The 9,793-nt window shown below is 34.7% G+C and carries 10 protein-coding genes and 1 pseudogene; 7 read left to right on the top strand and 4 right to left on the bottom strand.

The features are described 5' to 3' along the window. A pseudogene (locus AACY61_RS03365) lies at positions 1–1,343 on the bottom strand (ABC transporter substrate-binding protein); the annotation flags it as partial. Between the two features lie 116 nt (positions 1,344–1,459). Then, positions 1,460–2,803 carry an NADP-specific glutamate dehydrogenase gene (gdhA, locus tag AACY61_RS03360; RefSeq protein ID WP_339610176.1) on the bottom strand — a complete coding sequence of 448 codons (1,344 nt, stop codon included), beginning with the start codon at positions 2,801–2,803 and terminating at the stop codon, positions 1,460–1,462. Positions 2,804–2,966: 163 nt separating this feature from the next. Here gdhA and AACY61_RS03355 point away from each other — a divergent pair, with 163 nt between their 5' ends. After that, positions 2,967–3,746, top strand: a complete 780-nt coding sequence (locus AACY61_RS03355; RefSeq protein ID WP_339610174.1) for a glutamate dehydrogenase — start codon at positions 2,967–2,969, stop codon at positions 3,744–3,746. Here AACY61_RS03355 and AACY61_RS03350 read toward each other — a convergent pair. Further along, positions 3,743–4,885, bottom strand: a complete 1,143-nt coding sequence (locus AACY61_RS03350) for a cystathionine gamma-synthase (RefSeq protein ID WP_339610172.1) — start codon at positions 4,883–4,885, stop codon at positions 3,743–3,745. The two genes, AACY61_RS03355 and AACY61_RS03350, sit on opposite strands and share 4 nt — an antisense overlap. A gap of 103 nt (positions 4,886–4,988) precedes the next feature. Here AACY61_RS03350 and AACY61_RS03345 point away from each other — a divergent pair, with 103 nt between their 5' ends. From AACY61_RS03345 to AACY61_RS03335, 3 genes are read left to right on the top strand one after another with little or no spacing between them, the layout of a single operon-like run. Beyond that, a complete protein-coding gene (locus tag AACY61_RS03345) occupies positions 4,989–5,744 on the top strand; it encodes a DUF3298 domain-containing protein (protein ID WP_339610170.1) in 756 nt (251 codons plus the stop codon). A 27-nt stretch (positions 5,745–5,771) separates the two neighbouring features. Continuing rightward, entirely contained in the window at positions 5,772–6,131 is a 360-nt protein-coding gene (locus AACY61_RS03340; protein ID WP_339610168.1) for an ArsC/Spx/MgsR family protein, read from the top strand. Then, on the top strand, positions 6,118–7,011 hold the full coding sequence (locus AACY61_RS03335; RefSeq protein ID WP_339610166.1) for a DMT family transporter: 894 nt from the start codon (positions 6,118–6,120) through the stop codon (positions 7,009–7,011). The genes AACY61_RS03340 and AACY61_RS03335 overlap by 14 nt, the downstream gene beginning before the upstream one ends. On the opposite strand, the gene AACY61_RS03330 is transcribed toward AACY61_RS03335, so the two are convergent. Next, entirely contained in the window at positions 7,003–7,479 is a 477-nt protein-coding gene (locus AACY61_RS03330) for a thioesterase family protein (protein ID WP_339610164.1), read from the bottom strand. The genes AACY61_RS03335 and AACY61_RS03330 overlap by 9 nt on opposite strands. Before the next feature lie 70 nt (positions 7,480–7,549). On the opposite strand from AACY61_RS03330, the gene AACY61_RS03325 reads away from it, so the two are divergent. The 3 genes from AACY61_RS03325 to AACY61_RS03315 all read left to right on the top strand — a co-directional run. Then, positions 7,550–8,509: an alpha/beta fold hydrolase gene (locus tag AACY61_RS03325; RefSeq protein WP_339610162.1), complete on the top strand. Its 960-nt coding sequence runs from the start codon at positions 7,550–7,552 to the stop codon at positions 8,507–8,509. 39 nt (positions 8,510–8,548) lie between these two features. Beyond that, a complete protein-coding gene (locus AACY61_RS03320; protein WP_339610160.1) occupies positions 8,549–9,406 on the top strand; it encodes a YicC/YloC family endoribonuclease in 858 nt (285 codons plus the stop codon). Further along, positions 9,406–9,793: guanylate kinase (locus AACY61_RS03315; protein WP_339610158.1), on the top strand; the 388-nt coding region annotated here is incomplete at its 3' end. The genes AACY61_RS03320 and AACY61_RS03315, both read left to right, overlap by 1 nt.

The following is a 9,793-nucleotide window of genomic DNA, read 5'->3' as shown; positions in this document are numbered from 1 at the left end:
TTATCAAATTCTGAACCAAAAACTCTGATACTTCCGGCGGGATTATTGGCTGTCACAAAACCGGGCTCTAAAGCGGTGTTAGTTTCATCAAACAGTATAGTTGGAATGGAGTCAACAAACTTTAATAAGCCATCATTCATCGAACTAGCATAAACCTCTGATGGATTATTAGGGTCTATTTTTACATGTGAAATCGACTTTGCTCCAAAAAGTTCGTCATAAGGAACATTTACCCATTGGTTATTAATGAACTGACTAACACCTCTTTCATTTAATGGAAAAGGATTGAATGTGAGTGTTACCTCACCAAAAACAACCCAAAGTTGACCCGGGGTTGCATCAATTGCAAAGGGGTTATTAAGTAGTGGCCCGTCTGGTAAAATTTGTGCTGCCTGATTTGAACCAAAAGGCACTTCAAGTACTCCAAATTCTGAGGTTGCCAGATAAATCTTATCATTGTATGCCAGAGAGTTTGACAAGGAATAATCTTCATAATCAATGATTGAATTTACCGATGTCACTTGATCTAAATTCAAATCAAACACTGTTGAGCGGGATTCTGAAGTAACTGTTAAATAATTATCTGATGTATAGATGTTTTTATTAGCTTCATTGAAATTGGCTATAATTGTTGCGTTTCCTTTATCAAATTGAAGCAAGCGTGCATTAAAATCTATTCCATACAAAAAATCACCAAAACTTTGAATTCCAACCATACCTGAAGGATAGTAATCAAGCCATTCTTCAAAATTTATAAGGTCTGGGTTAGTTACATCTGCTCTTTTAATTTTATTGCCCATTGCAGCAAAAATGTATCCATCCAAAACAGCTGTTTGGTTGATGCGTGTTTGTGTTCCTAAATCACCTATAAAATAGGAGTCACCAAACTCAAGTGAAGTGAGATCATAAACTGAAATTCCATAGTCAGTTGAAATGTATAAATTGCCATTAAATTCATTGAAATGATTGATTCTTTTTCTATTTGGTGGAATCGTAGGCTTATTCAAAATATCAATGACTTTTAAAACACTGCCATCTTCAAGTATTAGTTCTATTAACCCGTTTTGATAGCCAATTGCTGTTATATCAAAACCTTCGCTGTAATAAATTGTTGAGATTAGTTCACCTGAAAGGCCTTGAATTGTAGTGATGGTATTTATTTCAGAGGTTATCAAATCATAGGTAAAAACCGCATTTTCTGAAGCTGCAAATAACTTATCATTCCCTTCGGCCAAATCAACTACATTTGAGTATGAAAACAAGGCCGCCCATTGATTTTCGAATGTTTGAGCATTCAAACCTAAGGAACAGATTAAAAATAGTAACGGAAAAATATTCTTCATAAAGAATTCGTAACCAACTTATCAATTAACAGACTAAAATAGAAAATATTGCAGTATAGTATAACAAAAAAACCACCCGTTTTGAAAGGGTGGTTTTTAAAGTTTTAAGTAAAAAACTAAACAACACCTTGTGCCAACATAGCATCTGCTACTTTAACAAAACCGGCGATGTTTGCTCCTTTAACATAATCAGTATATCCGTCTTCACGCGTGCCATACTTTACACAAGCATCGTGAATATCACTCATAATTCTAAATAGTTTTTCATCAACTTCTTCTGCAGTCCAATTTAAACGCAGGGAGTTTTGAGACATTTCAAGTCCTGAGGTTGAAACCCCTCCGGCATTAGATGCTTTTCCAGGTGAGAACAGAATTTTAGCTTTTTGAAACACTTCTACTGCTTCGGGTGTGGTTGGCATATTTGCTCCTTCTCCCACACAGATACAACCATTTTCTACAAGTGTTTTTGCCTCGTCCTCATTCAGTTCATTTTGGGTTGCACAAGGCAATGCTATATCACATTTTTCACCCCAAGGTCTTTTCCCATCGTAATATTTTGCATTTGGATATTGATCAACATACTCACTGATTCTTCCTCTTTTCTCATTTTTCAACTCCATTATAAATGCAAGTTTTTCGCTGTCAATGCCATCATTATCAACAATATATCCTCCTGAATCTGAAAGTGAAATAACTTTTCCTCCTAATTGGGTTGCTTTTTCAGCAGCATATTGTGCCACGTTTCCAGAACCGGAAATTACAACAGTTTTTCCATCAAAACTCTCACCTTTTGTTTGCAGCATACTTTGCGCAAAATAAACATTACCATAGCCTGTTGCCTCTGGGCGCATTAAAGAGCCTCCGTAAGAAATTCCTTTTCCGGTTAAAACCCCTGTAAATTCATCTCTTAAACGTTTGTATTGGCCAAACATAAAACCTATTTCACGGGCACCAACGCCAATATCACCTGCAGGTACATCAGTATTTGGACCAATAAATTTGCTTAATTCTGTCATTAAACTTTGACAAAAGCGCATCACCTCAGCATCTGATTTTCCTTTTGGATCGAAGTCAGATCCGCCTTTTCCGCCACCCATTGGAAGAGTAGTTAATGCATTTTTAAATGTTTGTTCAAAACCAAGAAATTTTAGTACACTTAGGTTTACAGATGGGTGAAAACGCATTCCTCCTTTGTAGGGTCCAATTGCTGAGTTGAACTGGACTCTAAATGCCTTATTGATCATTATTTCACCATTATCTGCTGTCCAGGGAACTCTAAAAATAATAACACGCTCTGGCTCAACCATACGTTCAAGTAGTTTTTTGCCTTGGTATTTTTTATTTTCTTCGATAAATGGGATTACTGTTTCTGCTACTTCTCTAACTGCCTGAAGGAATTCAGGCTCATTAGGATTAGATTTTTCAACTGAAGCAACAAAATTTTTAATACTTTCTGTCATCTTGAATAATTTTGCGTAAACGATTTCGTTAATTTGAATGCAAATATAAAGGAAATGAAGTAATTAGTTTTTGATAATAATCATATATTACTGTTTTTTAAATATCTTCTTACTTAAATTTGTTTTTATATATTTGTTCAGTCTCAAGTTAATCAATACCAATATGAAAACCAACTATTTTGTTTTGGTTATTATCCTTTCAGTCTTCTTCAGCCAGAAGTCATTCTCTCAGTTTGGTTTTTCTCATGAAGTAGGTGTCATTACAGGTCCTGTTATTTTCTATTCTGATTATGGACAACGAAATAACATTGAAACCAATATGAAAAACGTTGGTTATGGTGTTGGGCTGATTCATTACATGAATTTTGCCTACCGTGCAGACTGTAATTGTTATACACGTGACACTTATTTTAATGACCATTTTAAAGTTAGAACAGAACTATCTTATCACACTTCCAAATTTGAACACTTTGGAAGATGGGTTGACCCTTCAAAAACGTCACTTACTGCAAGGCAACTCAGAGGTATGAGAGGCTCAACATCTGTGTTTGATATTGGGTCACAATTAGAATATTTTCCTTTAAGTATTCGCGATTTTGTTGCAGGAAGTTATAAAATCGCCCCATTTGTTAGCCTCGGTGCTCATTGGGTTAATTTTAGTCCTGATAATTATACTGTGTTTGAACCCGCGTTTAATGAGTCTCTTTATCCTGACAAATATGGAGAAGATGCTCGAAGTACAAAACCGGGAACAACTTGGTCTGTAGTTTGGAGTTTAGGTTTTAGATATAAACTTACCAGAATGAGTGATTTAATGCTTGATGGTCGCTGGCAGTATTATTTTTCAAATTGGGTAGAGGGTTTAAACCCAGATGTGCCGGAAAATAAGGCTAATGACTGGATTTATTGGTTAAACATTGGCTATGTTTTATACCTGGATTAGCCCAATGCCTGTTTTAAATCTGCAATTAAATCTTCCTGATCTTCAATACCAACACTCAACCTGATTAATGAATCTACTATTCCGGCTTTTTCCCGTTCCTTTTTTGGAATGGATGCATGAGTCATGCTTGCAGGGTGACCAGCTAATGACTCCACACCACCCAATGATTCAGCAAGTGTAAATATTTTAAGTTTTTCCACAAATTTTATGGCGTCTGTCATCACATTTCCTTTTGTTGTAAATGAAACCATTCCGCCAAAATTGTTCATTTGTTTTTTGGCAATTTCATGATTTGGATGTGAAGGTAAACCCGGCCAGTAAACATTTTCAATCTTGGCATGACTTGCTAAATATTCAGCGATAGCTTTTCCATTTTCACAATGACGCTGCATTCTTAAATGAAGAGTTTTAATGCCTCTTAGAACCAAAAAACTATCTTGAGGTCCACAAATAGCTCCACTTGCATTTTGAATAAAATACAGTTGTTCTGCAAGATTTTCATCTTTTACCACTAATGATCCCATAATTACATCACTATGCCCACCTAAGTATTTAGTTGCAGAATGCATTACAATATCTGCACCTAAATCCAGGGGTGTTTGTAAATAAGCTGTTGCAAAAGTGTTATCAACTGCTAAAAGAATATTGTATTTCTTGGCAATTTTTGAACAAGCACTTATATCGATGATATTCAACATTGGGTTGGTGGGTGTTTCAATCCAAAGCAAGCGGGTGTTTTCATTGATATAGTTTTCAATATGAGAAACATCTTGCATATTCACAAAATGAAATTTAATTCCAAACTTTTCAAATATGTTTTTAAAAAGACGATAGCTTCCTCCATACAAATCATTTGTAGAAACCACTTCGTCACCGGGTTTTAAAAGTTTCAGCACAGCGTCAATAGCTGCTAGTCCAGAACCAAACGCCAACCCATATTTGCCATTTTCAATACTGGCTAAAGAATTTTCAAGTGCAGTTCTGGTGGGATTAGCACTTCTGGAATATTGAAAACCCTTATGCCCGCCGGGAGTGGATTGAGAATAAGTACTGGTTTGATAAATGGGTGGCATTACAGAGCCATAAGCAGGGTCAACATTGAGCAGGCCGCCGTGAATAGTTTTTGTGTTGAACTTCATAAAACTGACTTTTTAATTCAAAAAAATACATACAAATGTAGTTGATAATATGGTCAATTTTAAATCAAAATGTATCTTTAGCCACTGTTAACAAGTCGTTTTTATGAACAAAATAATCCCACTACTACTTGCTGTGGTTTTAGTAAGTGGTTGTTCTTTTGAAAAACCATTACATTTTAATACTAAAACGCTCACACAAGAAGATTTTGATTTATGTACAAATTCAAGTTGTCCAACAATAAATATCAAATATCTTGAAGCAGTTGAGAATGACAAAAAATCAAAATCAGTAAATTTAAAAATTGTAGATGTCCTCATTAATAAAATTATTGCCGGAAACGACAATTCTATTGAATTCCAAAACATTCAAGAGTCTTTGATATACTTTATAAATGACTTTAAAAAATATCAAAGAGATTTCGGAAACTCTTTTATCTCCTATGATGTTGATCTTTTTATGAGGCTACTTTATCAGTCAGAAGTCTTTTTATCAACAGAAGTAAATTACTACTTGTTTACTGGAGGTGCACATGGCTATAATGGGAGTACTTTTTTGAATTTTGATGCACAAACTGGAGCGTATCTTGATAATTCTCAATTGTTTTTAAATGAAAAAGCTTTGCTGGAATATTGTGAATTAAAATTCAGAGAAATATATGGCATTGATCATAACAGAAGCATTAATTCAACAGGTTTTTGGTTTGAAAACAACACGTTTCACCTACCTGAAACCATTGGTTTTACTGAAACTGAAATGATTCTACATTACAACCAATATGAAATTGCCAGCTATGCCGAAGGCCCCATTATTTTAAATATTCCAATCAGTGAAGTTGAACAATATATAAAGTATCGCTAATTTTGTAACTTTATAAAATATGTAGTTTTGAAAACCTTTTATTATTTATCAACATGTTCTACCTGTAAACGAATAATGGAAGCCTTGCCATTAGATTCCAAAACAGACTTGCGTGATATTAAAAAAAATACGATTACTGAAAAAGAACTGGAAGTTATGAAATCACTTTCGGGTACTTATGAATCATTGTTCAGTAAAAGAGCCCAGTTGTACAAGCAGCGAGATCTAAAAAACAAGAAGCTCTCTGAAAACGATTATAAAAATTTAATTCTGGAGCATTACACTTTTTTAAAAAGACCGGTCCTTGTTTTAGAAAATCAAATTTTTATCGGAAATGCTTCAAAAACAATTGAGGCTGCAAAAACTGCTCTTGATGAACAGTCGTAGTCTGGCGCTTTTGGCTGCAACTGCAGCCGGTACAATTTATGGCATTAACCACAGTATTGCCAAAGATTTAATGCCACAGCATATTGAACCTTACGGGTTTATAGTGCTTCGGGTGGGTGGTGCTGCAATTTTATTTTGGTTGATTTCATTGGCCTTTCCTAATGAAAAAGTTGACCCTAAAGATTGGAAACGCCTTTTTATTTGTGCCATATTTGGAATGTCCATCAATATGTTAATGTTTTTTAAAGGCCTTAGTCTATCTACTCCTATAAATAGTTCAGTCATTATTACACTTTCGCCGGTGTTGCTTTTGGTGCTTTCGGCCATACTAATCAAAGAAAAAATCACATTACTTAAAACATCAGGAATTGTAATTGGTCTTGCCGGGGGTCTTATGCTAATATTGTTTGGTGAAAAAGAACAATTCAATGCTCCTAATATTCCACTGGGAAACCTGCTGTTTATCATCAATGCAACAGCCTATTCAATTTATTTGATTTTGGCAAAACCCCTCACAGCAAAATACAGTTCAATCACCTTAATGAAATGGTTATTTTTATTTGCAGTTATCATTAACCTACCAATAGGTTTTAATGAGTTTACAAAAGTTGAATGGAATGCCTTGCCTATGGATGTTATTTTTAAAATGGCTTTTGTGGTGGTAGGAACCACCTTTTTAACCTATTTGTTTAACATCTATGCACTAAAGGAGTTAAAAGCTTCTACTATTGGTGCTTTTATTTATTTACAACCGGTGATAGCCGTAATTTTTGCTGTAATTGTTGGAGCAGACTTCTTGACTCCTATTAGAATTATTGCAGCAATTTTAATTTTTACAGGTGTATATATGAGTTCAAGAAAGCCTAAAGAATTAGCCTAAATGTTGAGGTGATTTTCCGTGTTTTCTGGTGTCTTCTTTTGTTAGAGTTTTAAAATCTGAAGTTCTTTCAAGAGTAATTAATCTACCTAAAAGATCTTCAGGAAGTGCAGTGAGTTTACGTTCTTTCATATCAATCCACCCTCCCATAATTTCACAAGAGGCAAAATTTTTTCCGTGTGAATCATAAAAATTATGTAAGAATTCAAAATACATTCCGTCTTCAGACAGCCCTTTTAATTGAAGAGAAACAGTAATGGGTTTTCCCACAAAAACTTCTTTAAAATAATAAATGTGCTCATAAAAAACTACCGGACCGATGTTGTAATGCAACATTTCACGCTGTCCCAATCCGTTGTCCATTAAAAACCCCATTCGTGTGTGGCTCATAAAATTAATGTAGGCACTATTTGCTAAATGTCGGTTGGCATCTATATCACTCCATCTTATTTCGAATTCTTTAATGTACATTGCGTAAAATTTTTACAAACTTACTTAATTTTACTGTGCACGCATAGCAAACGTGACTAATTTAATTATAATGCCTTTAGTAAAATCAGCATATAAGCCTTCTCTACTTTTTAAGAGTGGTCACTTTTCAACTATATATTCTTCAAAGCTTAGAGTTGCACCTTCTGTTCAACAATTACGGGAACGCATTCACTTAAAGGACGGTGACTTTTTAGACATCGACTGGAGTTATTCAAAAAATAAAAGTCATCAACTTGCTATTTTAATTCACGGTTTAGAAGGCAATGCACAACGACCTTATATGAAAGGTGTGGCAAGCCATTTAAATAAAAACAGCTGGGATACGGTAGCCATTAATCTAAGGGGGTGTAGTGGTGAACCCAACAGACTTTTTAGGTCATATACTGCCGGTGCAACAGAAGACCTTGAAGATGTGCTCCATCACATTCTAAAAAACTACAACTATACCAATATTATATTAAACGGGTTTAGTTTAGGAGGAAATTTAATCTTAAAATATTTAGGAGAGAGACCTTTCGTTCCACAAGAGATTAAAAAAGCTGTCGTGGTCTCAACTCCTTTAATGCTCGACCAATCACTTGAAGAATTAAACAAGTTTTCCAATAGTATTTATGCTCGTTATTTCTTAAAAAGCTTACGCAAAAAAATAAAAGAAAAAGCAGCGATGTTTCCTAATGAATTTTCGGAAAATAAGTGGAAAGAAATTAAAAGCTTACTGGATTTTGACATGGTTTACACTTCAAAAGCACATGGGTTTAAAGATGCCTATGATTATTACCGCAAAAACAGCAGCTTACAGTTTTTACCTGATATAAAAATTCCTGTATTAATACTCAACGCACAAAACGATAGTTTTCTTTCTCCAGCTTGTTTGCCATACAAGTTTGCTGAAAACCATAAATACATCTATTTAGAAACACCAAAATACGGTGGTCACGTTGGGTTTTTTGACAAAAACAACCTGTACTATAACGAAAAGCGTACCCTCGACTTTATCAAAACCCTTTAAGTCAATTTAACTACCTTTGCAAAATCTTAATTAAAAGCAATGATACAATCCATGACAGGCTTTGGGAAAGCAATCAAACAACTTCCCAACAAAAAAATTACTATTGAAATAAAATCACTCAACAGTAAAAATCTCGATTTAAACGCCCGAATTCCTTCAGCCTACCGTGAAAAAGAGCTGCAAATGCGCACAATGATCGCTAACAAGCTGGAGCGCGGAAAAGTTGACTTCAACCTCTATATTGAACTTTCAGGAGAAGAAACTTCTTCTCAAGTAAATATGCCTGTTGTGGAAGAATACATTAAACAACTCAGTATGGTAGTAAACGGTGATCGTACCGAGTTGCTAAAAATCGCGATGCGCATGCCCGATGCTCTTAAAACTGAACGTGAGGAAATTGATGAAGAAGAGTTCCATCAAATTACAGAAACACTTGAAGAAGCACTCAATGAAATTTTAACTTATCGGAGTGATGAAGGTGAAATCCTAAAAAAAGATTTCATCCTTAGAATCAAAAACATTTCTGAGATATTGCAAAAAGTAATTGCAATGGATCCAGAGCGTATTCAAGGGGTAAAAGAACGTCTTAGAAAAGCAATCAACGATTTAAAAGAACAAGTAGACGAAAACCGTTTTGAACAAGAGCTTGTTTATTATTTAGAGAAATATGACATTACTGAGGAAAAAGTTCGCTTGGAAAACCACTTAAATTATTTTTCAGAAGCCTTGCATTCACCCGATTCAAATGGAAAAAAATTAGGTTTTATCACACAGGAAATTGGTCGTGAAATAAATACTATAGGGTCAAAATCAAATTATGCCGCTATGCAACAACTGGTGGTACAAATGAAAGACGAGCTAGAAAAAATAAAAGAACAACTGTTAAACGTGTTATAATGGAAGGAAAAGGAAAGCTTATTGTATTCTCAGCTCCTTCCGGATCTGGTAAAACAACTATTGTCCAACATCTTTTAGCTCAAAAAGACTTGAATTTGGCATTTTCAATTTCTGCTACATCCAGAGAACCACGTGGAGAAGAAAAACATGGAGAACACTATTATTTTATGAGTTTTAAGGAGTTTAAACAACACATAAAAAATGATGACTTTTTAGAATGGGAAGAAGTCTACCGCGATAATTTCTACGGAACATTAAAAACCGAAGTAGAGCGCATTTGGGCTGGAGGAAAACATGTTATTTTTGATATTGATGTAGTGGGAGGTTTGCGTATTAAAAAGAAATTTCCAAATGAAACTCTCGCAGTTTTTGTGAAACCCCCCAGTG

Source organism: uncultured Planktosalinus sp. (assembly GCF_963973675.1).
Classification (GTDB): domain Bacteria; phylum Bacteroidota; class Bacteroidia; order Flavobacteriales; family Flavobacteriaceae; genus Planktosalinus.
The sequence above is the reverse complement of the archived record's forward strand: the minus strand, read 5'-3'. Positions and strand labels throughout refer to the sequence as shown.

Excerpts from the sequence above, each read along its gene's own strand:
- AACY61_RS03350 (WP_339610172.1), bottom strand. The coding sequence starts at position 4,885 with ATGAAGTTCAACACAAAAACTATTCACGGCGGCCTGCTCAATGTTGAC.
- AACY61_RS03345 (WP_339610170.1), top strand. The coding sequence starts at position 4,989 with ATGAACAAAATAATCCCACTACTACTTGCTGTGGTTTTAGTAAGTGGT.
- gdhA (WP_339610176.1), bottom strand. The coding sequence starts at position 2,803 with ATGACAGAAAGTATTAAAAATTTTGTTGCTTCAGTTGAAAAATCTAAT.
- AACY61_RS03335 (WP_339610166.1), top strand. The coding sequence starts at position 6,118 with ATGAACAGTCGTAGTCTGGCGCTTTTGGCTGCAACTGCAGCCGGTACA.
- AACY61_RS03325 (WP_339610162.1), top strand. The coding sequence starts at position 7,550 with ATGCCTTTAGTAAAATCAGCATATAAGCCTTCTCTACTTTTTAAGAGT.
- AACY61_RS03355 (WP_339610174.1), top strand. The coding sequence starts at position 2,967 with ATGAAAACCAACTATTTTGTTTTGGTTATTATCCTTTCAGTCTTCTTC.
- AACY61_RS03330 (WP_339610164.1), bottom strand. The coding sequence starts at position 7,479 with ATGTACATTAAAGAATTCGAAATAAGATGGAGTGATATAGATGCCAAC.
- AACY61_RS03320 (WP_339610160.1), top strand. The coding sequence starts at position 8,549 with ATGATACAATCCATGACAGGCTTTGGGAAAGCAATCAAACAACTTCCC.